General features: G+C 72.3%; 15 protein-coding genes and 1 pseudogene. 9 read left to right on the top strand and 7 right to left on the bottom strand.

Annotated elements, in window-relative coordinates; all coding sequences use genetic code 11:
• Positions 1-205 precede the first annotated feature (205 nt).
• A pseudogene (locus tag ACFZDL_RS08030) lies at positions 206-493 on the top strand (amidohydrolase family protein); the annotation flags it as partial.
• A gap of 56 nt (positions 494-549) precedes the next feature.
• Here ACFZDL_RS08030 and ACFZDL_RS08035 read toward each other — a convergent pair.
• The 5 genes from ACFZDL_RS08035 to ACFZDL_RS08055 form a co-directional block, all read right to left on the bottom strand.
• Positions 550-1,548: a helix-turn-helix domain-containing protein gene (locus tag ACFZDL_RS08035; protein ID WP_353593562.1), complete on the bottom strand. Its 999-nt coding sequence runs from the start codon at positions 1,546-1,548 to the stop codon at positions 550-552.
• Positions 1,549-1,667: 119 nt separating this feature from the next.
• Entirely contained in the window at positions 1,668-3,638 is a 1,971-nt protein-coding gene (locus ACFZDL_RS08040) for a BTAD domain-containing putative transcriptional regulator (protein WP_353593561.1), read from the bottom strand.
• Between the two features lie 91 nt (positions 3,639-3,729).
• Positions 3,730-6,594, bottom strand: coding sequence for a BTAD domain-containing putative transcriptional regulator (locus ACFZDL_RS08045; protein ID WP_353593560.1), 2,865 nt, complete (start codon positions 6,592-6,594; stop codon positions 3,730-3,732).
• A gap of 37 nt (positions 6,595-6,631) precedes the next feature.
• Positions 6,632-7,363, bottom strand: a complete 732-nt coding sequence (locus tag ACFZDL_RS08050; RefSeq protein WP_353593559.1) for a response regulator transcription factor — start codon at positions 7,361-7,363, stop codon at positions 6,632-6,634.
• The gene (locus ACFZDL_RS08055) at positions 7,360-8,238 is read right to left on the bottom strand and encodes a histidine kinase (protein ID WP_353593558.1); all 879 of its coding nucleotides are present in this window, start codon (positions 8,236-8,238) and stop codon (positions 7,360-7,362) included. The genes ACFZDL_RS08050 and ACFZDL_RS08055 overlap by 4 nt, the downstream gene beginning before the upstream one ends.
• 137 nt (positions 8,239-8,375) lie before the next feature.
• On the opposite strand from ACFZDL_RS08055, the gene ACFZDL_RS08060 reads away from it, so the two are divergent.
• The 4 genes from ACFZDL_RS08060 to ACFZDL_RS08075 all read left to right on the top strand — a co-directional run bounded on the left by ACFZDL_RS08060 (position 8,376) and on the right by ACFZDL_RS08075 (position 14,433).
• Positions 8,376-9,083, top strand: a complete 708-nt coding sequence (locus ACFZDL_RS08060; protein ID WP_353593557.1) for an ABC transporter ATP-binding protein — start codon at positions 8,376-8,378, stop codon at positions 9,081-9,083.
• On the top strand, positions 9,080-11,368 hold the full coding sequence (locus ACFZDL_RS08065; protein WP_353593556.1) for an FtsX-like permease family protein: 2,289 nt from the start codon (positions 9,080-9,082) through the stop codon (positions 11,366-11,368). The genes ACFZDL_RS08060 and ACFZDL_RS08065 overlap by 4 nt, the downstream gene beginning before the upstream one ends.
• A gap of 119 nt (positions 11,369-11,487) precedes the next feature.
• The gene (locus ACFZDL_RS08070; protein WP_353593585.1) at positions 11,488-12,879 is read left to right on the top strand and encodes a VOC family protein; all 1,392 of its coding nucleotides are present in this window, start codon (positions 11,488-11,490) and stop codon (positions 12,877-12,879) included.
• A gap of 24 nt (positions 12,880-12,903) precedes the next feature.
• Positions 12,904-14,433 carry an aldehyde dehydrogenase family protein gene (locus tag ACFZDL_RS08075; protein WP_353593555.1) on the top strand — a complete coding sequence of 510 codons (1,530 nt, stop codon included), beginning with the start codon at positions 12,904-12,906 and terminating at the stop codon, positions 14,431-14,433.
• Positions 14,434-14,529: 96 nt separating this feature from the next.
• Here ACFZDL_RS08075 and argG read toward each other — a convergent pair whose 3' ends face one another.
• Complete coding sequence (gene argG, locus ACFZDL_RS08080; protein ID WP_353593554.1) at positions 14,530-15,993, bottom strand: argininosuccinate synthase; 1,464 nt, start codon at positions 15,991-15,993, stop codon at positions 14,530-14,532.
• 386 nt (positions 15,994-16,379) lie between these two features.
• Between argG and dctA the strand changes: the two genes are divergently transcribed.
• The 3 genes from dctA (at position 16,380) to ACFZDL_RS08095 (ending at position 19,913) form a co-directional block, all read left to right on the top strand.
• Entirely contained in the window at positions 16,380-17,711 is a 1,332-nt protein-coding gene (dctA, locus tag ACFZDL_RS08085; protein WP_353593553.1) for a C4-dicarboxylate transporter DctA, read from the top strand.
• 45 nt (positions 17,712-17,756) lie between these two features.
• Complete coding sequence (locus ACFZDL_RS08090) at positions 17,757-18,662, top strand: LysR family transcriptional regulator (RefSeq protein WP_353593552.1); 906 nt, start codon at positions 17,757-17,759, stop codon at positions 18,660-18,662.
• Positions 18,663-18,821: 159 nt separating this feature from the next.
• Positions 18,822-19,913, top strand: a complete 1,092-nt coding sequence (locus ACFZDL_RS08095; RefSeq protein WP_353593551.1) for a tartrate dehydrogenase — start codon at positions 18,822-18,824, stop codon at positions 19,911-19,913.
• A gap of 97 nt (positions 19,914-20,010) precedes the next feature.
• Here the strand turns inward: ACFZDL_RS08095 and ACFZDL_RS08100 are convergent, their stop codons facing one another.
• Positions 20,011-22,236: a family 43 glycosylhydrolase gene (locus tag ACFZDL_RS08100; RefSeq protein WP_353593550.1), complete on the bottom strand. Its 2,226-nt coding sequence runs from the start codon at positions 22,234-22,236 to the stop codon at positions 20,011-20,013.
• 192 nt (positions 22,237-22,428) lie between these two features.
• Between ACFZDL_RS08100 and ACFZDL_RS08105 the strand changes: the two genes are divergently transcribed.
• Positions 22,429-24,624 carry a glycoside hydrolase family 9 protein gene (locus ACFZDL_RS08105; RefSeq protein ID WP_353593549.1) on the top strand — a complete coding sequence of 732 codons (2,196 nt, stop codon included), beginning with the start codon at positions 22,429-22,431 and terminating at the stop codon, positions 24,622-24,624.
• The last annotated feature ends 106 nt before the right edge of the window (positions 24,625-24,730 follow it).

A 24,730-nucleotide genomic window follows, 5' to 3' on the forward strand; every position in this document is an offset into this window, starting at 1 on the left:
GCCCGTCAGCGCACCGAGTCTTTCCCCGCAGCGCCATTCGTGGGACACGGCGCGGCCCCATGCGCTGACGGACCGGAAGCAGTGCGCTGCCGGGCAAGACCAGCGCACCGAGGCGCCCTAGTGTCCTGAGGGAACGGCCGAGCGGGTCCGGTCAAGATCTGCACCGGAGGCAGCGGCCGCCCGCACGCCGGTGCCCTGGCCGGGTGTCCCGGGGCTCGACGACGCCCATCCGCATGTGATCCGGGGAGGCCTCAACCATGTCCTCGAACTGCGCCGGGACGGTGTGCCCGCGCTGCGTCAGGCCCTGGCGATGCTGCGGGAGCAGGCGGTCCGCACGTCGAAGGGGCAGTGGGTGCGGGTGGTGGGGGGCTGGTCGGCCGAGCAGTTCGCCGGACGGCGGCTGCCCACCCCCGCCGAGCTCAACGCCGCCGCACCGGACGCCCCGGTCGTCGTCCTGCATCTGTACCGGTCGGCGACCCTGAACCGGGCGGCGACCGTGTCACCACCGCGGTCGAGTACGCCCTGATCGTGGGCGGTGGGCCCCGCCGGTCAGCCGGCGGCGCCCTGCCATTCGCTGGGGGACATCCCGTACGCGGCGCGGAACACCCGGCTGAAGTGCGTCGGGCTGATGAACCCCCAGCGGCGGGCCACCGCCGCGATGGTCTGGCGCCCCCGGGCCAGGACCAGTTCGCGCTGGCACTCCTCCAACCGGCGCCGCCGTATCCATTGGCCGACCGTGGTGCCCTCGTCCCGGAAGAGTTTGTGCAGATAGCGCACCGAGATGTGGTGGGCGCGGGCGATGGCCTCCGGGGAGAGGCCGGGGTCGGCGAGGTGCTGGGTGATGTGGCGCTGGATCCTCAGCAGCAGCGCCCGGCGCGCGTCCGCCGTGTCGGCGGGCGGCGGGGCGAGCTGCTGCATGGCGAGGGTGGCCAGGAGATCCAGCGCGTGGTGGGCGACGGCTTCGCCGACGGCGGGAGCGGCGGAGGTCACCATCTCGGCCAGTTCGGACAGGAACGGCGACACCAGGGAGCCGAGGAGTGAGCCGCCGCGGACCGGCGCCGCCGTGAGCCGGCGCAGGTCGTGCTCGTCGACGCCGAGCAGCCGGCGCGGCAGCAGGAAGATCTTCAGCCGGGCGCCGGTGGGCATCTCCAGCGGGTGGGGGAGTTCGGCGTCGTAGAAGAGGATGTCCCCCGGGCGCAGCAGGGTCTTCGGCCCGGCAGGCCCATACGGCCCGCCGCGCCCGGCGAGCCCATCCGGCCCGCCGGGCCCGCCCGGCCGGGGGAAGCCACCGCCTGATCCCCGCAGCCCCACGAAGAGATAGTCGCCCCGGTCGTACGCGACCAGACGGGGGCCCCGGCGCGGCGGCTCGCCGGACAGCGCCGATACGGCCGTGGCCGGATCAGACGGGGCGCCGCCGAGGGACATCCGCGCGGTGGCCTCCATGACGGCGATGTCCAGACCGACGGATCTCCAGAACCGCGCGCCCTCGTACCCGGCGACGGTTCCGGGGGCCTCCTCCATCGGATCCGCGGTGCGGCCGACTCTCACATGCGCCTCCACCGGCACCCGACGAATGGCCCTCGACCTCGACGTGTGTCGACGAGGTGAGGGCCGTGTTCTTTTCGTGAGTGACCGTACAAGCGCAGGAAGTACAGAAAAGTGTCACTTCAGTGACCATGGCCGGCGTCCTGGTCCCGAAGGTGAACGCCCGGCGCGCCCCGTCGCTCCGACTCCTCGCCCAGCCCCGCCGCATAGGCGCGCAGCAGGTCGTGGACGGAGTACCGGCCGGGGCTCGGCTCCGCGACCAGGTGGGCCCGGATGAGCTCGGCGAGCAGCGGACCGCTCTCCTGGTCGCCGAGTCCCGCGAGCTCGGCCGCGGCGGGCGCCGAGAGGTCGGGGCCGGGGTGGCCGGCGAGCAGCCGGAAGATCCGGGCGGCGCCCGCGGACAGCGCGCGATACGACCAGGAGAAGACCGTGCCGACCTCGGCTGACCCCCGGGCGATGGCCTCCAGGCGGTCGTGGGCGTCGCACAGTTCGGCGGCCATGGCGGACAGCCGGAAGCCGGGGTGCGCGGCCAGCCGGGCGGCGACGCAGGCCAGGGCCAGCGGCAGTCCGGCGCACAGCTCGACGATCTCGGCCGCCGCCCGCGGCTCGGCCGCGACCCGGGCGGCCCCGAGCCGGGCGGCGAGCAACTCGCGCCCCTCCTCGGCGTCGAGCCACCACAGGCTCAGCGGCCGCGCGCCGTGGTCGGCGACCAGCCCGGTCAGCGCGTCCCGGCTGGTGACGATCACCAGGCAGCCGGGCGCCCCGGGCAGCAGCGGCCGCACCTGCTCGGTGTCCAGGGCGTTGTCCAACAGGACGAGGAAACGCCGCCCGGCCAGCAGACTCCGGAACAGCGCGGCCCGGGCGTCCAGGCCGTACGGCACGCGGTGTCGCGGCACCCCGAGCGCGCACAGGAAGTCGCGGACCGCCTCCCTGGGGTCGAGCGCCGTGCCCGTGGGATCGAATCCGCGCAGATCGACATAGAACTGGCCGTCCGGGAAGCGGTCGGCCACCTGATGGGCCCAGTGCACCGCCAGCGTGGTCTTGCCGACCCCGGCCATTCCCGCGATCACACTGACCACCGCCGCCTCCAGCGGCCGGCCCTCCGCCGGCAGCAGGGCGGCCAGCCGCGCCAGCTGGGCGCGCCGGCCGGAGAAGGCCGGCAGGTCCTGGGGCAACTGGGCGGGCGGCGGTTCGGAGTACCCGCCCCCCGGCAGGGGGACGGCCGACCGGGGGATCGCCGCCGGCAGCCCGCCGTCCGCCGGCAGCCCGCCGTCCACCGGCTCCCCGCCGAGCGCGGCCGCCGTGCCCGCGGCGGGGCGCGCCCCCGGCCGGGACTCGCGCAGGACCGCCGCGTGGGCGTCGGACAGCTCCCGCCCCGGGGCCAGGCCCAGTTCGTCCGCGAGCCGGTCGACGGCGGCACGGTGGGTCGACAGCGCCTCGGCCCGCTGACCGGTGGCCGCCAGGGCGAGCACCAGCCTGGCCAGCAGCGGCTCGTCCAACGGGTCGGCCAGGGCGGCCCTCCGGAGCTCGTCCAGGACCGGGGCCGTCATCCCGGCGCGCAGCGCCGCGTCCGCCAGCTCCTTCACGGCCGCGAGGTGCTCCCGGTCGAGGACGTCGAGAAGGGCGCGCGCCCGGATCTCGGCGGACACATCGGCGCCCGCCGGTCCCTTCCAGAGCGCCAGCGCCTCGGTGAGCAGCGTCACCGCCCGCCCGGGGGACCGGCCGGCGGCCTCGGCGGCCTGCTCGCGCAGGTGACGGAAGCGCAGGAGGTCCAGGGAGTCCGCGTCGGCGGCGATCCGGTAGCCGGCCGCCTCCCGCAGCAGCCACTGACCGGACTCCCGCAGGGGCAGCCCGGGTTCCAGGGTGCGGCGCAGCATCCCAATGTGCCGGCGGACGGCGTTGACGGCGCTGTCGGGCGGGTCCTCACCCCACAGGGCGTCCACGATCTCGCTCACCCCGACGGGCCGCCCCGCCCGCGCGAGCAACAAACCCAGCAGTACGCGCTGCTGGGGGCGCCCCAGGCCCAGCTCTGCCCCGGCCCGCCAGGCCCGTATGGGGCCCAGCACCGCGAACCGTACAGATTCCCGCGACACCCTCGCTCCTCACCTGCCCTCAACGCATGAACACGGCGGAAAACAGTACAGGGTTGCTCGCAAAACGGGCGCAGCCGGACGGGGCGCCGGCTCACCCCCGGCGCGCCTCGCCGCCGGGGGCCAGGCGCGCGCCCACCTTCCGCGCGTCGGGGTGTTTCAGGCCGTTGAGCAGCGTCAAGGCCTCCTGCCAGGCGGCCCGGGCGGCCTCGGAGTCGCCCAAGGTGCTGTGGACGTCCCCGAGGTCGGTCAGCGTCTGGGCCTCCATATAGGGCACGCCCAGCACTTGATACAGCCTCAGGGCATGGCCGTACGCGCCGAGGGCGCGCGTGTGCCGGCCGGCCTGCTGGTGGATGTAGCCGATGCTGTGCCAGGCCGCGGCCTCGCCATAGCGGTCGCCGTGCTCGCGCAGCACCGGCAGCGCCGTGCGGCAGTGGCTGAAGGCGAGGTCGTACTCGCCGAGCAGGGCGTGGTACCAGGCCACCGAGGCCAGGACGCTCGCCCACGCGGGCCGGTTCTCGGCCGATCGCAACAGCTCCAGCGCCTGCTGGTTGTGGCGCAGGGCGCCGCGGAGATCGCCCAGTTGCTCGGCGGTCCAGCCGAGGCTGCGGTGGGTGTTGCCCCGCCCGATGTCGTCGCCGAGCTCCGTGAAGAGGCGCAGGGCGCGCTCGAGATGCGCACGGGCCTCCTCATGCCGGCCGAGGCGGCCCTCGACCCGGGCGAGGGCCCGCAGGGCCCGGGCCTCCATGGCGGGCAGGCCCGTGCGCAGGGCGGCCCCCAGGGCGGTGCGCTGGACCGTGGCCCAGTCGTGCCAGTGGCCCCTGCGGTCGAAGAAGGCCTCCAGCGCCCAGGCCAACTGGCAGGCGTGGGTGTCGAACCCGCTTCGTACCGCGACGTCCACCGCCAGCAGCAGCGCCGGGTACTCGGTGGTGAGCCAGTCGAGCGCCCGCTCGGCGGAGGCGAAGGGCTCGAGGATCGCTCCGGGCAGCGGTGGCGCGGGAGGGACCGGGTCCAGGTGCGGGGCGAGCAGCAGGTCCGCGGCGTGGGCGGCGTGCGCATAGTGGTCGAGCAGCCGGTGGACGGCCGCGCGGCGCTCGTCCTGCGGATCCTGGGTCCGCGCCAGCTGCCTGGAGTAGGCGCGCAGCAGGTCGTGCAGGACGTACCGGCCCGGAGCGTGCTCGCTGATCAGCTGCACCTGGCTGAGCTCGGTCAGCAGCGGCCATGTCTCCCGCAGCGGAAGGCCGACCAGACTGGCCGCCGCCGCGGCGGAGACGTCCGGCCCGGCCTGCAGGCCGAGCGCCCGGAACAGCCGGGCGGCGGCGGGGGAGACGGCGCGGCAGGACCAGGAGAACACCGCGCCGACATCGGTGGACACCTCACCGCCCGCGAACACCTCGAGGCTGTCCCGGGTCTCCCGCAACTCGTCGGCCACGACCGACAGCGGAACGTCGGGGCTCAGGGCCGCCCGGGCGGCGACGCAGGCCAAGGCCAGCGGCAGCCCGGCGCACCGTTCGGCGATCTCCGCGACGGCTCGCGGGTCATCCGAGACCCGGCCGGCCCCGAGCCGGCGGGCGAGGAACTCCCGGGCCTCGTCCACATCCAGCGGCCGCAGGCTCAGCGCGTGGGCGCCGTACGCCGCCAGCAGCCCCTGCAGCTGGTTGCGGCTGGTGACGATCGTGAGGCAGCCGGGCGAGCCGGGCAGCAGCGGCCGCACCTGGTCCGTGGTGGCGGCGTTGTCCAGCAGCACCAGGACCCTGCGGCCGGCCAGCAGGCTGCGGTAGAGCGCGGCCTGGGCGTCCAGGCCGTGGGGGATGTGCTGCGGCGGCACACCCAGGGCGTCGAGAAAGCCGCGTACGGCCTCCCCGGGGGGCATGGCGGGCCCCGTCGGATCGAATCCGCGCAGGTTGACGTAGAGCTGGCCGTCGGGGAAACGGTCGGCGACCTGGTGGGCCCAGTGCACGGCCAGGGTGGTCTTGCCGATCCCGGCCATCCCGCCGATGGCGCTGATCAGCACGGTGGTGGTGTTCTGCCCGGCCTCGGGAAGGCGGGACAGCACCTCCGCCATCTCGGCCCTGCGGCCGGTGAACACCGGAAGGTCGGGCGGGAGCTGGGCCGGGCTGGGCGCGGTGTAACCGGCGCGCCCGGACGGCCCGTCGGCGGCGGTCCCGCCCGCCGGACGCACCGCCTCCCGGGGCCGTTGCCCGGTCGCCACCGCCTGAGCCGCCAGCAGCTCCGCGCCGGGCGAGATGCCCAGCTCGTCGGCGAGGCGTACGCGGGCGCCCTCGTACACCTCCAGCGCCTCGGACCGGTGCCCGGTCGCCGTCAGGGCGAGCACCAGCCGGGACAACAGCGGCTCGTCCAGCGGGCTCGCGGCGGCGGCCGTCCGCAGCGTCGGCAGCACCAGATCGGCCGCGTCGGCGCCCAGGGCCAGGTCCGCCGACTCCTTGACGGCCGCCAGGTGCTCACGGTCCAGCGCCGCGAGCAGCGGGTGGCCGCGCACCCCGGCGGCGATCCCGGAGGCGGCGGGCCCGTGCCACAGCGCCAGCGCCTCCACGCTCAGCGCCGCGGCCCGCCCGGCCGCCCCCTCCTCCGCTGCCTGCCGGGCCGCGTCCCGCAGGCTCCGGAAGCGCAGCAGGTCCAGGGAGCCGGCGTCGACCTCCAGGCGGTAGCCACCCGCACCGCGCAGCAGCCAACGGCCCGCCGCCCGCGTGGGCAGCTCCGGCTCCAGCAGCCGGCGCACCGCGCCCACGTGCCGGTGAATCACATTGGCGGCGCTGTCGGGCGGGTCCTCGCTCCACAGGGCGTCGATCAGGTCGCCCATCGGGACCGTCCGTCCGGCCCCCGCCAGCAGCAGCGCCAGCAGCGCCCTGCGCTGAGGGCGCCCCAGGTCCAGCTCGGTCTCCCCGCGCCAGGCCCGCACCGGTCCCAGCAGCGCGAACCGCACAGGATCCTGTGACAACCCAGCCTCCGAGATCCGATCGCCGCCACACTCATGATCACTCTAGGTCGTGAGGCAACCGGGCCGGAGCGGGGGAGCCGCCCCCGCCGGGACCCCCCGGCTTGACCAGGCCCGTCTCGTACGCGAGCACGACGGCCTGGGCGCGGTCGCGGAGGGTCAGCTTGGCGAAGATCCGGGCCACATGGGACTTCACCGTGGCCTCGCTCAGGGTCAGCTCGGCGGCCAGCTCGGTATTGGACAGGCCGCGGCCCAGCAGCGTCAGGACCTCCCGTTCGCGGGGCGTCAGGGCCGCGAGGTCGGCGTGGACGGCAGGCGAGCCGGCGGACTGCGAGGCGAAGCGCTCCACCAGCCGCCGGGTGATGGACGGGGCCAGCAGGGCGTCGCCCGTGTCCACCAGCCGCACGGCCGCCGCCAGATGTTCCGGGGTGACGTCCTTCAGCAGGAAGCCGCTGGCCCCGACGGACAGCGCCGTATACACATAGTGGTCCAGGTCGAAGGTGGTCAGCATGAGCACCCGGCAGTCCGGGGCCTGCCGCAGGATGCGGCGGGTGGCCTCGAGGCCGTCCATGGTCGGCATGCGGATGTCCATCAGCACCACGTCCGGCCGCAGTTCGCGCGCCGCCGCCACCGCCTCCGCGCCGTCGGCCGCCTCGCCCACCACCTCGATGCCACGGGCGGTGAGGATCAGCCGGAACCCCGTCCTGATCAGTGTCTGGTCGTCGGCGATGAGCACACGGGGAGCCCGCTCGACCCCGGGCGCCGCCGTCACGGGCGGTCCAGGGGGATGCGCGCCCGGACCCGGTAGCCGCCGCCGAGGCGGCGCCGGGCGTCCAGGTCTCCTCCGTACACCGCGACCCGTTCGCGCAGGCCCAGCAGTCCGCGGCCGGTGCCCTCCCGCCGCCGTGGCGCGGCCCGCCGCGGTGCCGGCCGCGCGGGCGCACCGCCGGTCAGCACGCTGGGGCCGGTGTTGAGCACCTCCACGCGCAGCGCGTGGTCGGCGTATCGCACGGTCACCTCGGCCTTGCCGCCACCGTCGCCGTGCCTGAGCGCGTTGGTCAGCGCCTCCTGGATGATGCGGTAGGCGGTCACATCGACCCCCTGGGGCAGTGGGCGCGGCTCGCCGGAGACGCGCACCTCGACGGGCAGCCCGGCGAAGGAGACCCGGTCGACGAGCGGGCCCAGCCGGTCCAGGCCCGGCTGCGGCGTCAGCTCCGCCGCGCCGCCGGCGCCGGCCGCACCCGGCCCCTGGTCCGTGTCCTCGCCGCTCGGTGACGGCGCCAGCAGCCCCAGCAGATGCCGCAGATCGGTCATCGCGCCACGCCCCGCGTCCTCGACGGCCCGCAGGGCCGCCGTGGCCTCGTCCGGCATGGTGCCCAGCACCTCGCGGGCGGCCCCGGCCTGGACCACCATGAGGCTGACATTGTGGCTGACGATGTCGTGCAACTCCCGGGCGATACGGTCGCGCTCGGCCGCGATCGCGGTGCGCGCGGCGCTCTCCCGCTCCCGCTCCAGCAGCCAGCCGCGCTCTCCCACGGCCGCCCGCCAGCGGCGCCGCGTGCGCACCAGCGCCACCGCCAGCCACAGGGCGGCAACCGACACCACCCCCAACGCCGCCACCAGCACCTTTGTCTCCCACTCCCACACGGGGCCACTGTGGCAGACCGACAAGCGATCCGCATCAGCCTGTGGATGCAGGCCCTGCATCCCGGGGATGAGCCGCGCGCGAAGGTGCCATCCGGGGAGGGATGTCCGGGCCCGGCGCCCCGTTTAACGTCCTGGGCATGTTCACTGAGCACAGCAGCGCGGAGGCCGTCGTACGGCTCGAGCGCGTACACAAGGAATACGGGGAGACGACGGCGCTGGACGGCGTGTCGCTGGAGATCCGGGCCGGGGAGGCGGTCGCGGTGATGGGGCCCTCGGGCTGCGGCAAGTCCACCCTGCTCAACATGATCGCCGGTCTGGACCGTCCGACGGGCGGCACGGTCACCGTGCACGGTGAGAACGTGGGGGAGCTGAGCGAGAAGGGTCTCGCCCTGTACCGGCGCCGCCGCATCGGCATGGTCTTCCAGTTCTTCAACCTCGTCGACGACCTGTCGGCGCTCGACAACGTCGCCCTGGCCGCGCAGCTGACCGGCACCCCCGCCCGGCAGGCGCGCCGCCGCGCGCTGGAGCTCTTCGACGAACTGGGCATCGAGGACCGTGCCCAGGCCTATCCGGCGGTGCTCAGCGGCGGTGAGCGGCAGCGGGTCGCGGTGGCCCGGGCGCTGATGAACCGCCCCGCCCTGCTGCTGGCCGACGAGCCCACCGGCGCCCTGGACAGCCGGGCGGGCGAGCAGGTGATGGACCTGCTGCTGGACCTCAACCAGATCGGCCAGACGCTCATCATGGTCACGCACGACGAGCACCTGGCGCGGCGCTGTGCCAGCCGGCTGGTCCTCCTCGCCGACGGCCGGGTGACCGGCGAGCAGACCCTGGAGGCCTCCGCATGAGGGCCGTGTGGCGGGCCGCGTGGGCGGCCGTACGGCGGCGCAGGCTCCAGACGCTGGTCATCGGGCTGGTCACCCTGATCTCGACCGGGGCGATCGTGGTCGCACTCGGCCTGGTCGACTCGGCCTCGTCTCCCTTCGAGAGGACCTTCGGCAAGCAGCGCGGCCCGCATGTGACCGCCGCCTTCGATTCCGCCAAGGTGTCCGACAGCCAGTTGGCGCGGGCGGCCCGGCGGCCCGGAGTCGAGGCCGCCGCAGGGCCGTTCGCCCAGGCGACGGTCGACATACCGAGGGAAGCGGCACAGTACGGTTTCGGCGGCCGGGTCACGTTCGTGGGCCGCTTTGGCCCGGGGGGCCCGGTGGACCGGGTGGACCTCTGGGCGGGCCGTTGGGCCACCCGGCCGGGCGAGGTCGTCCTGAACCGGCAGACGGACTGGACCGCGCACGACCTGGGCAAACGGATCCGACTCCCCTCCGGGCCGACGCTCACCATCGTCGGGTTCGCCTTCGAACTCAGCGGTGCGGCGGACGCCTGGGTCGCGCCCGACCAGATCGCGGCCCTGCACCCGACCGCCGCCCAGATGCTGTTCCGCTTCACGGACGCGTCGTCGGACGCCCGGCTGCGCGCGCAACTGGCCACGGTGGTACAAGGGCTGCCGAAAGGTGCCCTGACCGCTTCGGAGTCGTATCTCACCCTCAAGCACCAGACGGCCGGCCCGGCCCGGTTCTATGCGGCCTATCTGCTGGCCTTCGGCATCCTCGGGGTCCTGGTGGCGGTGCTCATCGTGGCCAACGTGGTCAGCGGCGCCGTGATTTCGGGCTTCCGGCACATCGGCGTCCTCAAGGCCCTGGGGTTCACGCCGGGTCAAGTGGTCGCCGTCTACCTGACCATGATCTCCCTGCCCGCCGTCGTCGGCTGTGCGTTCGGCACCGCCGTCGGCAACCTGGCGTCGCGCCCGTTCTTCCGGTTCGTGTTCACCGGCCCCGACTCGGGGGTGCTCCGGGACTACGTCGGCGTGCCGCCCTGGGTGAACGCGCTCGCCCTGCTCGGCATGCCCGTTGTCTGCGCCCTCGCCGCGCTGCTCCCCGCGGTGCGCGCACACCGGCTCCCCGCGGCACGGGCGATCAGCGCGGGCAGCGCCCCGCGCGCCGGCCGGGCGCTCGGAGTCCAGCGCCGGTTGGCGGGCAGCGGACTGCCCCGGTCGGTGAGCCTGGGGGTGGGCCTGCCCTTCGCCCGGCCGGGCCGCAGCGCCCTGACGCTCGCCGCCGTGCTCCTCGGGGTGACCACGGTCACGTTCGCGACCGGCCTGGCCACCACGATGACCCGGTTCGCGACCGCGGGACAGGACGCCTACCAGGTCTCGGTGTACGCGAGCCATGTCAGCCACAGCGACAGGGAACTCGAGTCCCTGCTGCGCTCGCTGCCAGGTGCGCGCGAGGTCACCGCTGCCTCGTTGACCGATGTGCGCATGGCCGGTTCGGCGCGGAACGTCATGTTCGGGGCGCGCCGGGGCGACCGCCCCCAGCTGGGCAGCGTGCTCACCAAGGGCCGGTGGACCCGCGGAACGGGCGAGGTCGTGGCGAGTTCGGCCTTCCTGCGCCGGCACGGCCTGCGGATCGGCGATCACCTCACCCTGGAGAAGGGCGATCGCCGGGAGGCGGAGGTCGTCGTCGGTGAGGTCATGGAGCAGAACAACCGGCTGGTCATCGGCGACTGGGCGACGATGATGGCGCTGTTCCCCCAGGAGAGGCCCTTCGAGTACCACATCAAGCTCCGGGACGGAGCGGACGCGGACGCCTACGCGCGCGCGGTCAAGGCCGCCGACTCCGGAGCCGACCTGGAACTGCACAGCCCCGACCCCGCCGCCCGGACCATCAACGGCTCCGCGGCTGCCCTCACCCTGATGCTGATCGTCGTCGCGGCCCTGGGCGTCTTCAACACGGTCGTCCTCAACACCCGCGACCGCCGCCGCGACCTGGGCGTGCTCAAGTCCATCGGCATGACACCACGGCAGGTCACGGCGATGATGGTGACGTCGATGGCGTTGCTCGGCGCGGCCGGTTCGCTGCTCGGCATCCCGCTGGGCATCGCGGGCTACGACCTGGTGGTGCCGCGGATGGCGGACGCGGTGGACCTCGCCCTGCCCTCGTACATGACCGACGTCTGGCACCCCCCGACGCTGGCCGTCCTGGCCCTGGCGGGCCTGGTGATCGGAATCCTGGGCGCGCTCATCCCGGCGCGGCGCGCGGCGCGGCTGACGATCGCGGAGGTGCTGCACAACGAGTAGCGCCGCACGACTGGGCACACTCTCTCCGTGTATCACCAGGGGGAGCGGGCCCTGCTCGACGGATGAGCCGGTGTGGTGCGAACCGCGGTGTGACCTCCGACCGAAAGGCCAGGAAACCGATGATCAGCCAGTGGCGGCTGCGGGCCGCCTTCGCCGCGCGGCTCTCGGAGATGTACGGGCAGGAGGTCCCCGCCTACACCACGCTGGTGGACGTCTCCCGGGAGGTCAACGAGGACGTGCTGCGCACCCGGGGCGCCGACGCCGAGCGCCTGGGCTCCCTCAGCCGGGTGACCGCCGAGCGCCATGGCGCCATCAGGGTCGGCACCCCACGGGAGCTGGGACAGGTCGCCCGCGTCTTCGCCGCCCTGGGCATGCACCCGGTGGGCTTCTACGATCTGCGGGAGGCCGCCGCCAGCGCCGTCCCCGTCGTCTCGACCGCCTTCCGGCCCGTCGACGGCGAGGAACTGGCCCGCAACCCCTTCCGGGTCTTCACCTCCATGCTCACCCCCGCCGACCCGCGGTTCTTCGACGACGATCTCCGCTCCCGCCTGGAGACCTTCCTCGCCGGCCGCGAACTGTTCCCCGCGGAACTGCTCGCCCTCGCCGACCGCGCCGCGGTGGAGCGGGAGCTTCCCGAGGCGGACGCCGAGCGCTTTCTGCAACTGGCCGTGCACGCCTTCGAGCTGTCCCCCGAGCCCGTCGACGCGGCGTGGTACGAGACCCTGGAGCGGATCTCCGCCGTCGCCGCGGACATCGGCGGTGTCCGCAGCACCCACATCAACCACCTCACCCCGCGCGTGCTGGACATCGACGAGCTCTACCGGCGGATGACCGAGCGCGGCATCGAGATGATCGACACCATCCAGGGCCCGCCCAAGTGGCAGGGCCCCGACGTCCTGCTGCGTCAGACCTCCTTCCGCGCCCTCGCCGAGCCCCGCGCCCTGCGCACCCCCGACGGCAGGGTCACAAGCGGCGCGCTGCGGGTGCGCTTCGGCGAGGTCGAGGCCCGCGGCATCGCCCTGACCCGGGACGGCCGCGCCCTCTACGACCGGCTGCTCACCCTGGTCGACCAGCGGGCGGCCCGCCGGCCCGAGGCCGACCGGGGCGAAGTCGCCCGCGCCGTATGGGAACAGCACCTGCCCGGCAGTGAGCGGGAACTCGCCGCCCAGGGCCTGGCCTACTTCACCTACCGGGTGGCCCCCGACCGGCCACGGGACGGCAGCCGGCCGCCCACCGACCTCGGCGCCCTGGTGGAGCGGGGGTGGGTGTGCGCCGAGCCCATCGTCTACGAGGACTTCCTGCCCCGCTCCGCGGCCGGGATCTTCCAGTCCAACCTCAGCGGAGAGGGCGTGCGGAACAACGACCACGAAGGCACCGCGTACGACGCCGCATGGCTCTCCGGAGCCATCGGGCGCGAAGTCCTGGACCCCTTCGCCCTCTACGAGCAGCAGCAGAACCGCTCCCTCGCCCGGGTCGCCGAAGAGCTGGAACTCGACACCACCCTCCGCTGACCCCCACACCCCCGAGGACCCCACATGCCGAGCAACCCACTGCCCACCACCGACGAGCTGCGCTCACGCGCGCTGACCGCCTTGGAGCGCATCGGCGTCACCGTCCCGGAAGGCACCGACTTCCCCGCGCGGACCCCCATCACGGGAGACCACCTCCTGGGCCTGAGGGCCGCCACCGCCGCCGGCACCGACCAGGCCCTCGCCGCCACCCGCGAGGCCTTTCTCACCTGGCGCACCACCCCCGCCCCGCGCCGCGGTGAACTCGTCCGCCGGCTGGGGGAACTGCTGCGCGCGCACCAAGGGAACCTTGCCGACCTCGTGACGATCGAAGCGGGCAAGATCCGCTCCGAAGCGCTCGGCGAGGTGCAGGAGATGATCGACATCTGCGAGTTCGCGGTGGGCCTGTCCCGCCAGCTGTACGGGCGCACCATCGCCTCCGAACGCCCCGGCCACCGTCTCGCCGAGACCTGGCACCCGCTCGGTGTGGTCGGCGTCATCTCCGCGTTCAACTTCCCCGCCGCCGTCTGGTCCTGGAACGCCGCCATCGCCCTCGTCTGCGGCGACACCGTCATCTGGAAGCCGTCCGAGCTGACCCCACTGACCTCCCTGGCCTGCGACCACCTGCTGGCCCGGGCCGCCGAGGAGGCCGGCGCGCCCCGCGACGTACACCGCCTCGTGCTCGGCGACCGCACCATCGGCGAGAAGCTGGTCGACGACCCCCGCGTCGCGCTCCTCAGCGCCACCGGCTCCACCCGCATGGGGCGCGAGGTCGGCCCCCGCGTCGCGGCCCGGTTCGGGCGCAGCCTGCTGGAGCTCGGCGGCAACAACGCGGCCGTCGTCGCCCCCTCCGCCGACCTGGACCTCGCCGTCCAGGGCATCGTCTTCGCGGCGGCCGGTACGGCGGGCCAGCGCTGCACCACCCTGCGCCGCCTCATCGTCCACCGGGACGTCGCCGACAGCCTCGTCGAGCGGCTGACCGCCGTCTACCGGAAGCTCCCCATCGGCGACCCCTTCGACGAGGCCACCCTCGTCGGCCCGCTCATCTCCACCGCGGCCCTCGACGGCATGCGCGACGCGCTGACCCGCGCGCGGGCCCAGGGCGCCGAGCTCCTGGCGGGCGGCGACCGGCGCCTGGCCGACGCCGCGCCCGGGGCCGCCTACGCCGAGCCGGCCATCGTCCGCGTCGCCGAGCAGACCGACGTCGTACGGGAGGAGACGTTCGCCCCGATCCTGTACGTGCTGACCTACGGCACCCTCGACGAGGCCATCGCGCTGCACAACGACGTCCCGCAGGGCCTGTCGTCCAGCATCTTCACCCGTGACCAGCAGGAAGCCGAGATCTTCCTGTCGGCGGAGGGCTCCGACTGCGGTATCGCCAACGTCAACATCGGCACCTCCGGCGCGGAGATCGGCGGTGCCTTCGGCGGTGAGAAGGAGACCGGGGGCGGCCGTGAGTCGGGCTCGGACGCCTGGCGGGCGTATATGCGCCGCGCCACCAACACCGTCAACTACTCCAGCCGGCTCTCCCTGGCGCAGAACGTCAGCTTCCTCTGAGCGCTCTCGCGCCCGGACGGGCGAACGCGGCGGCCCTCACCCGGAAGAAAACCGGGCGAGGGCCGCCGCGTGAGGGGTGAGTGACCTCAGGGCCGGTCAGTCGGCGCCGAACTCCATCGCGGCGCGGTCGAGCAGCTGGTCGTCCACCTGGTCGCCGCCGGAGGCCTGGCCGTCGGAGGTGGCGATCGCCTCGGACGCGCCCTTGGGCATCGCGCCGATCAGCCCGGTCGAGGCCGCCTGCGCGGCGCCGATCAGCGCCGGGTGGGAGCTGCCGACCATGCCGAGGCTCGCGTACTGCTCGAGCTTGGCGCGGGAGTCCGCGATGTCGAGGTTGCGCATGGTCAGCTGGCCGATCCGGTCCACCGGCCCGAAGGCGGAGTCCTCGGTCCGCTCCATGGAGAGCTTGTCCGGGTGGTAGCTGAACGCCGGCCCGGAGGTGTCCAGGATGGAGTAGTCCTCACCGCGCCGCAGCCGCAGGGTCACCTCGCCGGTGATCGCCGCGCCGACCCAGCGCTGCAGCGACTCGCGCACCATCAGCGCCTGCGGGTCCAGCCAGCGGCCCTCGTACATCAGCCTGCCGAGCCGCCGGCCCTCGCTGTGGTACGTGGCGACGGTGTCCTCGTTGTGGATCGCGTTGACCAGCCGCTCGTAGGCCGCGTGCAGCAGCGCCATGCCCGGCGCCTCGTAGATGCCCCGGCTCTTGGCCTCGATGACGCGGTTCTCGATCTGGTCGGACATGCCCAGGCCGTGCCGGCCGCCGATGGCGTTGGCCTCCAGCACCAGGTCGACGGCGGAGGGGAACTCCTTGCCGTTGATCGTCACCGGCCGGCCCTGCTCGAAGCCGATCGTGACGTCCTCGGCCGCTATCTCGACGGTCGGGTCCCAGAACCGCACGCCCATGATCGGCTCAACGAGCTCGATGCCGGTGTCAAGGTGCTCGAGCGCCTTGGCCTCGTGCGTCGCGCCCCAGATGTTCGCGTCGGTGGAGTAGGCCTTCTCGGTGCTGTCCCGGTAGGGCAGGCCGTGGGCGACCAGCCACTCCGACATCTCCTTGCGACCGCCGAGCTCGCTGACGAAGTCGGCGTCCAGCCACGGCTTGTAGATCCGCAGGGAGGGGTTGGCCAGCAGACCGTAGCGGTAGAACCGCTCGATGTCATTGCCCTTGAAGGTGGAGCCGTCGCCCCAGATCTGCACATCGTCCTCGAGCATGGCGCGCACCAGCAGGGTGCCGGTGACCGCCCGCCCGAGCGGGGTGGTGTTGAAGTAGCTGCGGCCACCGGACCGGATGTGGAACGCCCCGCAGGCCAGGGCCGCGAGACCCTCTTCCACGAGGGCCGCCCGGCAGTCGACCAGCCGGGCGACCTCCGCGCCATAGGCGGTGGCGCGGCCGGGCACCGAGGCGATGTCGGGCTCGTCGTACTGGCCGATGTCAGCGGTGTAGGTGCACGGCACCGCACCCTTGTCGCGCATCCACGCGACGGCTACCGAGGTGTCGAGACCACCGGAGAAGGCGATCCCGACGCGCTCGCCGACAGGCAGGGAGGTGAGAACTTTGGACACGGCAGAAGTATGCATGACCCCGCATGATCATGCAAGCGCCGAGTTGTGACGCGCCGCACCAGGCAGCGGCGGATTTGATAGGGAGCACCTATACGGGGCATTGATTTTTGGTCGTGGACCCCTGGCGTGTGACCCGGTTCACTGTGGCGGAAGTCAGCGTGGTGCCGATCGGGCTCGGTGCCGCGCACGCACGGGAGGTCGCAATGGTGCATGCCCCGGACGGTGCCGCACACGGTGCACAGGAAGCCTCGGACCCGCGAGACACCCGGAACACCCGGGACACCCGGGACACCCGGGAGACACGGGAGACACGGGAGACACGGGAGACAGGGGATACGCGATCCACGGCGAAGCCGTGGTTCCGGCAGCTGTACGTCCAGGTGCTCGTGGCGATCGTCATCGGCATCGGGCTGGGGTGGCGATGGCCGGATCTGGCCACCTCGATGGAGCCGATCGGCACGACGTTCATCACCGCGATGAAGATGCTGATCGGGCCGATCGTCTTCCTGACCATCATCGGTGGCATCGCCGGGGTGGCGGATCTGAAGAAGGTCGGCCTGACCGGCATCAAGGCGCTGACGTACTTCCAGGTCGGCACCATCGTCGCGCTGCTCACGGGCTTGGTGGCCATCAATGTCGTCCGCCTCGGCGACGGTGTGCACGCCGATCCGTCGACGCTCGACACTTCCGGCGACGCCGGGCAGTACATCGAGCAGGGCCGGCACCAGCACTGGTGGGAGTTCCTCACCCATGTGGTGCCGAACAGCTTCTTCGGGGCCTTCGTCGAGGGCGACATCCTCCAGATCATCTTCCTGGCCGTGATCTTCGGTATCGCGCTCAAGGCGGTGGGCACGGTGGGGGAGCCGGTCATCGCGGGTGTCCACCGCCTCACCGAGGTCGTGTTCAAGGTGCTGTCCTTCGTCATGAAGGTCGCGCCACTCGGCGCCTTCGGCGCGATGTCGTACGCCATCGGAAAGTTCGGCCTGTCCACGCTGACCAGCCTCGGCTCGCTGATCCTGCTCTTCTACGTCACCTCGCTGCTGTTCGTCGTGGTCGTCCTGGGCGGTGTGCTCGCCGCGTATGTGAAGCTGAACATCTTCCAGCTCTTCCGCTACTTCAAGGAGGAGTTCTTCCTCATCCTGGGCACGTCCACCGCCGAGCCCGCGCTGCCGGGCCTCATGCGCAAACTGCGGTTCATGGGGGTCGAGCGGTCCACGGTCGGTCTCGTCGTACCGACCGGCTACAGCTTCAATCTCGACGGCGCGGCGATCTACCTCTCCCTCGCCACGGTCTACATCGCCCAGGCCACCGACACCCCGCTGTCCATCACCCAGCAGCTCGGCCTGCTCGCGGTCATGCTGCTGACGTCCAAGGGCGCCGCGGGCGTCGCCGGAGGTGGCTTCATCGCCCTCACCGCCACCCTGTCGACGGTCGGCCATGTCCCGGCCGCGGGCATCATGCTGGTGTTCGGCATCGACAAGTTCATGTCGGAGTGCCGGGCGCTGGTGAACTTCTTCGGCAATGCCGTGGCCACGCTGTTTGTCGCCACGTGGGAGAAGGACCTGGACCTGGACAGGGCCCGGGAGGTGCTGGCCGGCCGGGCCGGGGACCCGCCGGTGTCCGTCGAGGCCGAGGACGCCCCGCCGGCCCCGGCCCGCGCCCGGGACACCTCGTGCGCCCCGGCCCGCCCCGATATCGGTGTGAATGCCGCCGGATAGGTAGGCTGCGCCTATCGGACGAGGTCGACGAAGTGGAGCGGCGCCATGGACGCCCGGCAGCTCGAGTACTTCCTCGCCATCGTCGAGCACGGCGGCTTCAGCAAGGCCGCCGCCGCGCTGCATGTGGCGCAGCCGTCGCTGTCCCAGGCGATGGCCAATCTGGAAGCCGATCTCGGGGTGGCGCTCTTCCACCGGGTGGGGCGGGGCGTCGTGCTCAGCGAGGCCGGTGCGGAGCTGCTGGAGCCCAGCCGGCGCGTGCTACGGGACATGACGGCCGTACGCGACACCGCCGCCGCGCTCTCCGGGCTGCACGGCGGGACCGTCGAGGTGGCCACCATGCCCTCGCCCGGCATCGAGCCGCTGACCACCCTCGTCCACCGTTTCGCCGAGCTGCATCCGGCGGTCACCGTCAGCACCCAGGCCGCCTTCACCCCCGACGAGGTGGTGTCCCTGGTGCGCAGCGGCGCCTGTGAACTGGGGCTGCTCGGTTCGGCGAGCCCGGTGGCGGTGTCCGGCCTTGACGTCCTGCAGGTCGAGGACCAGCCGTTCGTGGTGGTCGCGGCGCCACAGCCGCATGGGCCCGTCCGGGACGATGTGGCGATCCGGCCCGACGAGCTCGCCGGGCAGAAGCTCATCGCGTCGCGGCCGGGCAGTCTGATGCGCAGCATCGTGGACGAGATCACCGCGGGCGGCAGCGGCACCGGGATCGTGACCGTGGTCGACCACCGCACCTCGATCCTGCCCCTGGTCCTGGCCGGGGTGGGCGTCGCCGTGCTGCCCTCCTCCTGGACCTGGCTGGCCCGGCGGTGCGGGGCCGTGGTGGCGCCCATCGAGCCCACCGCCCACCTCCATGTGGCGATGGTCAGCCTCCCCGCGCATCTCACCCCCGCCGCCCGCGCGTTTCTCGCCCTCACCACCTCCCTGGCCCGGCAGCGGGCTCAGAAGAACTGATCGGCCGGGCCTATAGGTCGCATCGAAAGCAGGTCTTGGACGCGTCAGGCGCCCGGTGTGTTGACTCGAACCCACCGAACACACAGCACGCGTCGGGCGCACGCCGCCCGCGCCCGTTCGGGACACTCAACGCAGCCCTGCCACGCGCCGGAGGCCCTGATGACCCCACCCCGCACGTTCCGCATAGCCGCCATCCCCGCCGACGGAGTGGGCAAGGAGGTCGTCGCCGCAGGACGTACGGTCCTGGACGCCCTGGCCGCGGACTCCCACGGGTCCGACGAGGCCTTCGCCTTCGCGTGGGAGGAGTTCCCCTGGGGCTGTGACTTCTACGAGCGGACCGGCAAGATGATCGATGACGACGGCCTGGACCGGCTGAAGGACTTCGACGCCCTCTACTTCGGCGCGGTCGGCTGGCCCACCGTCCCCGACCACATCAGCCTCTGGGGCCTGCGTCTGAAGATCTGCCAGAGCTTCGACCAGTGGGCCAACGTCCGCCCGGTGCGCTTCCTGCCCGGTGTCCGGAGCCCGCTGCGCAAGGCCGACGACACCGAGCTCGACTGGGTCGTCGTCCGCGAGAACAGCGAAGGCGAATACGCGGGGCTGGGCGGCCGCAACCTCGCGGGCCGTGGTCCGGGGGGCGAAGTGGCCGTGCAGTCCGCCCTGTTCACCGAGGTCGGCTGTGAGCGCGTGATGCGCTATGCCTTCGACCTCGCCCGCACCCGGGCCCGCCGCAAGGTCTCGTCCGTCACCAAGAGCAACGCCCAGCAGTACGGCATGGTGCTGTGGGACGACGTGTTCAGGCGCGTCGCCACCGACTACCCGGACGTCGAGACCGAGACTGTGCTCGTGGACGCGATGTCCGCGAAGTTCGTCCTCCACCCCGAAACCCTCTCCGTCGTCGTCGCCTCCAACCTCAACGCCGACATCCTCTCCGACCTCGGCAGCGCCCTCGCCGGCAGCCTCGGCCTGGCCGCGAGCGCCAACCTCAACCCCGAGCGCCGCTTCCCCAGCATGTTCGAGCCCGTCCATGGTTCCGCCCCGGACATCGCGGGTCAGGGCCTCGCCAACCCGATCGGCGCGGTCGGCAGCGCCGCGCTGATGCTGGAACACTTCGGTCTCCCGGAGCAGGCGGCCCGTGTGCACCGGGCGATCGAGGCCACCACGGCCGCGGGGATCCTCACCCGTGACATCGGCGGTACCGCCACCACCGAGGACGTCACCAAGGCCCTCGTCGACGCGCTGAACCCCTGACCCCGAACACGGAAGAGAACACGGAAGAGAACACGGAAGGGCTGGGGCCGTACGGCCCCAGCCCTTCCGACTCGTCGGTGGGCGCGCGGGCCGCCCGTCAGTGGCGGCGGACCGGGGCGATGGACTCCAGGGTCGGCACCACCGGCTTGATCGTCCCGTCGGCCGCGAACTCCATGCGGTCGATGGTGGTCTCGCGGTGCGTGCCGTCGCCACCCGCCTTCCCGGGGCCGTTCACGGCGAACCGGTGGTAGGCGATGTACCAGTCGTCCGTCCCGGGGACGTTGACCACCGAGTGGTGGCCGGTCCCCTTGATCCCGTACTCGGCGCGCTTGGAGAGGATCGTGCCCCGCTTGGTCCACGGGCCCAGCGGTGTCGCCCCCGTGGCGTAGGCGACGTGGTAGTCCTCGCTGCGGGTGTCGTCCTCGGACCACATGAGGTAGTACATGCCCGTGCGCTTGACGACGAAGGAGCCCTCCCGGAAGTTGTCCGGGGTGAACTTCCGCACCTTCGAGGGATCGAAGGACGTCATGTCGGCGTTCAGCGGCACCCCGTACGCCTGGCCGTTGCCCCAGTACAGATACGCCTGGCCGTCATCGTCCGTGAACACCGCGGGGTCGATCATCTGGCCGGTGAACTGGCCCTTGGCGACCAGCGGTTTGCCCAGCGCGTCCTTGAAGGGACCGGCGGGGGAGTCGGCGACCGCGACGCCGATCTGCTGTTCGGCGCAGAAGTAGAAGTAGTACTTGCCGTCCCGCTCGGCCACCGCGGGCGCCCACGCGTTGTTGTCCGCCCAGCTCACATCCGGGCCGAGGTCCAGGATCACCCCGTGGTTCTCCCAGTGGACCAGGTCCTTCGACGAGTAGGCGCTGAACTTGGTCCCGCTCCAGCTGCGGAAGCCGTCGGTCGTCGGGTAGATCCAGTAGCGGCCGTCGAAGTACTGGATGTCCGGGTCGGCGTTGAGCCCGGGCAGCACCGGGCTGCGCATCGGGACGGCCTCCACGGTCCAGGTGCGGGTCGTCCCGTCGGCGGTCCGAAGCGTGTACGTCCGGGGCTTGCGGAAGTCCCGCCGGGTGCCGGAGGCCGGGCTGAGGGTGGCGCCGGCCGGGAGCGCGAAGCGGGGCGCGAGACGGCTGAGATCGGCCTTCGGGCCCATCGGCAGCACGACCTTGGCGCTCGCCTCGGTGACGATCGCGTACCCGTTCTGGCCCTTGGCCGTGACGTCGGCGAGCGAGGTGGGGGACGCCGGGTAGGCGCTCAGCAGCCGGTCGTACTCCGCCTGCGTCACCGGGAGCACGGTGCCGTGCCGGGGGCTGGCGGGCAGCTGGTAGTTCTCGGACGGCGTCCACTTGCCCGAGGCGAGGTCGGTGGTCTCGAACGGGATGTAGCCGCGGCCGCCGAACTCGTCGATGAACAGGTACCACTTGTCCTCGGTGTTCGACTTGAAGATCGTCGGCCCTTCGCCGCGGTCGATCGCGCCCTTGCCGATGCAGTCGGCGACGAAGTCGTACGAGGTGTCCGTCAGCGAAGTGGACTTCTCGGCGGTGATGAACTTCGAGCAGGGCGTGCCGGAGGACGGGTCGCGCTCGTCCTTGGTGAACCGGTAGTACGCGCCCTTGTCCTTGATGACGGTGGAGTCGATGACCGAGTAGCCGGGGTCGTTCCACACCTTGGGCTCGCTGAAGCTGCGGAAGTCCTTGGTCGTCGCGTACAGCATCTTGTTGTACGTGTTGCCGGTGTGGTTCGGGTCGTCCTCGGCGTAGAGCTTCGAGGCCCAGAAGACGACGTACTCGCCGAGTTCCTCGTCGTAGTACGCCTCGGGCGCCCAGGTGTTGCCCGCCGTGTCCGGTGAGACCTTGACGAGGCGCTGATCGGTCCAGTGGACCAGGTCGGTCGACTCCCACACCATGATCGACTTGCTGCCGGTGCGCTGCACCTGGTCCCAGGTGCCGCTGGAGTTCTGGTACATCCGCAGATCGGTGGCGATCAGATAGAACTTGTCGCCCTTGGGGGAGCGGATGACGAACGGGTCGCGCAGCCCCTTCTCGCCGAGGCCGGAGGTCAGGACGGGCTTGCCGGCGTTCAGCTCGCGCCAGTGCAGCGGGTCGTTGCCACGGCTGAGGGCCATTCTTATCTGTTCGCCGTCGGCCGTGCCCTCACCGGTGAAGTAGGTGAAGAGATAGCCGGCGTACTTAGGTCTCGGCTGCGCCTCGGACGGCGCTCCGCGGCTTTGTGCGGGACTGGGCGATGCGGCCAGGAGGCTCACCACCATGGTGAACAGGGCGAGCAGCGGCAGGAGGAGGGTTCGGGCTGTGCGGGACACCATGAAACATCCTGTCGGAGTCTGATGGATTATGTTGAACTGCTGGCCCGAAGTGTGGTCAGTCGAACTCCGCGCGTCAATGGGTGAGCGGCCGCTCACGGGCGCGAAAGTTTTCGGCCGCGCGGTGACGTTTCGTCACCGCCGTCGCGGCCCGCTCGGGTGGCATGTCGGGAGGACGCCGCGCACGCTGGACATATGGCACAGGACCCACGGGAAAAGGTCTTCAACGGGGATTTCAGCGAGGGCACCAACGGCTGGTTCACCGTCCAGGCCCCGGCTTCCGTCGTCGACGGAAAACTGTGCGCCGGCGTACCGGCGGGCACGCACACCCCCTCCGACGTCATCGTCGGGCAGAACGACATCGTGCTGCAGAAGGACAGGGATTACACCTTCTCGTTCACCGCCTCGGCGGACGAGCCGCGGACGGTGAAGGCCCGGGTCCAGCTCGGCGAGGACCCGTACACCCCCACGTTCTCGCAGGACATCGCCCTCGGCCCGGAACAGCGGTACACGTTCACGTTCACCTCCTCCCTCGACACCGGAGGCGGCCAGGTCTCGTTCCACATCGGCGGCGACCCCGCGGCCTGGGTGTTCTGCGTGGACAACGTGTCCCTTGTCGGCGGCGACCCGGTGCCCCCCTACGTACCGGACACCGGCCCGCGGGTGCGGATCAACCAGGTCGGCTATCTGCCGTTCGGCCCGAAACACGCCACCGTCGTGACCGACGCCCCCGGGCCGGTCCCCTGGCAGGTGAACGACAGCGCCGGTGTCACCGTGGCGTCCGGCACCTCGACCCCGGCCGGGCTGGACCCGTCCTCCGGGCAGCAGGTGCACACACTGGACTTCGGCGCGGTCACCCAGGCCGGCACCGGATACACGCTGAGTGTCGACGGGCAGACCAGCTACCCGTTCGACATCTCCGCCGCCGCCTACGACCAGCTGCGCTCCGACGCCCTGCACTTCTTCTACATCCAGCGCAGCGGCATCCCCATCACCGAGGCCCTGGCGCCCGGGTACGGCCGGCCCGCCGGACACATCGGGGTCGCCCCCAACCAGGGCGACACCAGCGTGCCCTGCCAGCCGGGTGTCGGCGACTACCAGTTGGACGTGAGCGGCGGCTGGTACGACGCCGGCGACGAGGGCAAGTACGTGGTGGGCGGCGGCATCGCCACCTACCAACTCCTCAGCGAGTACGAGCGGACCCTCACCGCGCCCCGAGGGCGCCTGGGTCCGCCGGGCGACGGTGACCTCCGGGTCCCCGAGAGCGGCGACGGCGTACCGGACATCCTCGACGAGGCGCGCTGGGAGCTGGAGTTCCTGCTGCGCATGCAGGTGCCCGCCGGGCAGCCCCTCGCGGGCATGGCGCACCACAAGGTGCACGACGACAACTGGACCGGGCTGCCCATGGCCCCGGACCAGGACCCTCAGCCGCGCCATCTGCACCCGCCGTCCACGGCGGCGACGCTCAACCTGGCCGCGGTCGCCGCGCAGGGCGCCCGGCTGTACGAGGCCTTCGACCAGGCCTTCGCCCAGCGCTGCCTGAGCGCCGCGCGTGCCGCCTGGGCGGCCGCGAAGGCCCACCCGGAGGTGTACGCCGGCAAGGACGACGCGATCGGTGGTGGCCCCTACAACGACGCGGACGCCACCGACGAGTTCTACTGGGCGGCCGCCGAACTGTTCCTCACCACCCATGAGCAGACGTTCCTCGACGAGCTGCGGACCTCGCCGTATGCCACGGGCGAGGCGTTCCCGCCGTCCGGGTTCGGCTGGCAGCAGGTCGCCGCGCTCGGCCGGCTCGACCTGGCGACCGTGGCCGGCCCGCTGCCGGACGCCGACCGGACGGCCGCCCGCGCCTCGGTGGTGACCGCCGCGGACCGGTATCTCGACGCGGCACACGGCCAGGCGTACGGGATGCCGCTCGGCGAGTACGAGTACTACTGGGGCTCCAACAGCGTGCTGCTCAACAAGCTCGCCGTCATCGCGACCGCCTTCGACCTGACCGGCGACCAGCGGTACCGCGACGGGGTGCTGGAAGGTCTTGACTACATCTTCGGCCGCAACGCCCTCAACCAGTCCTATGTGACCGGATACGGCGAACACCACTCCCACAACCAGCACAGTCGCCTCTACGGCCACCAGATCGACCCCGCGCTGCCGCAGCCACCGCCCGGCTCGATCGCCGGCGGCCCGAACGTCGGCCTGGAGGACCCGAAGGCGAGCAGGCTGCTGATCGACCGCACGGTCGATCCGCCCCGGACGCCCGCACCGCAGTTCTGCTACCTCGACGACGTCCAGTCGTGGTCGACCAACGAGGTCGCCATCAACTGGAACGCGGCGCTGTCGTGGGTCGTCTCGTTCGCGGCCGACCAACCGATGGCGGCCACCCCGTGAAATTTCCCCCTTTCGTGTGAGCTTCCCCGGCTGTGCCGCCGTGTGTGGCTCCGTCCCCGGACACTGAACCGGACAGGGGCGGCGAGGCATGGAGGGGGATGGGGGC

Source organism: Streptomyces sp. NPDC007917, assembly GCF_042959105.1.
GTDB lineage: Bacteria > Actinomycetota > Actinomycetes > Streptomycetales > Streptomycetaceae > Streptomyces.

What these genes read in the sequence shown, in the direction of transcription:
- ACFZDL_RS08070 (WP_353593585.1), top strand. Translation starts at nt 11,488, where the DNA reads ATGATCAGCCAGTGGCGGCTGCGGGCCGCCTTCGCCGCGCGGCTCTCG.
- ACFZDL_RS08075 (WP_353593555.1), top strand. Translation starts at nt 12,904, where the DNA reads ATGCCGAGCAACCCACTGCCCACCACCGACGAGCTGCGCTCACGCGCG.
- ACFZDL_RS08060 (WP_353593557.1), top strand. Translation starts at nt 8,376, where the DNA reads ATGTTCACTGAGCACAGCAGCGCGGAGGCCGTCGTACGGCTCGAGCGC.
- ACFZDL_RS08100 (WP_353593550.1), bottom strand. Translation starts at nt 22,236, where the DNA reads ATGGTGTCCCGCACAGCCCGAACCCTCCTCCTGCCGCTGCTCGCCCTG.
- ACFZDL_RS08090 (WP_353593552.1), top strand. Translation starts at nt 17,757, where the DNA reads ATGGACGCCCGGCAGCTCGAGTACTTCCTCGCCATCGTCGAGCACGGC.
- ACFZDL_RS08095 (WP_353593551.1), top strand. Translation starts at nt 18,822, where the DNA reads ATGACCCCACCCCGCACGTTCCGCATAGCCGCCATCCCCGCCGACGGA.
- ACFZDL_RS08065 (WP_353593556.1), top strand. Translation starts at nt 9,080, where the DNA reads ATGAGGGCCGTGTGGCGGGCCGCGTGGGCGGCCGTACGGCGGCGCAGG.
- ACFZDL_RS08105 (WP_353593549.1), top strand. Translation starts at nt 22,429, where the DNA reads ATGGCACAGGACCCACGGGAAAAGGTCTTCAACGGGGATTTCAGCGAG.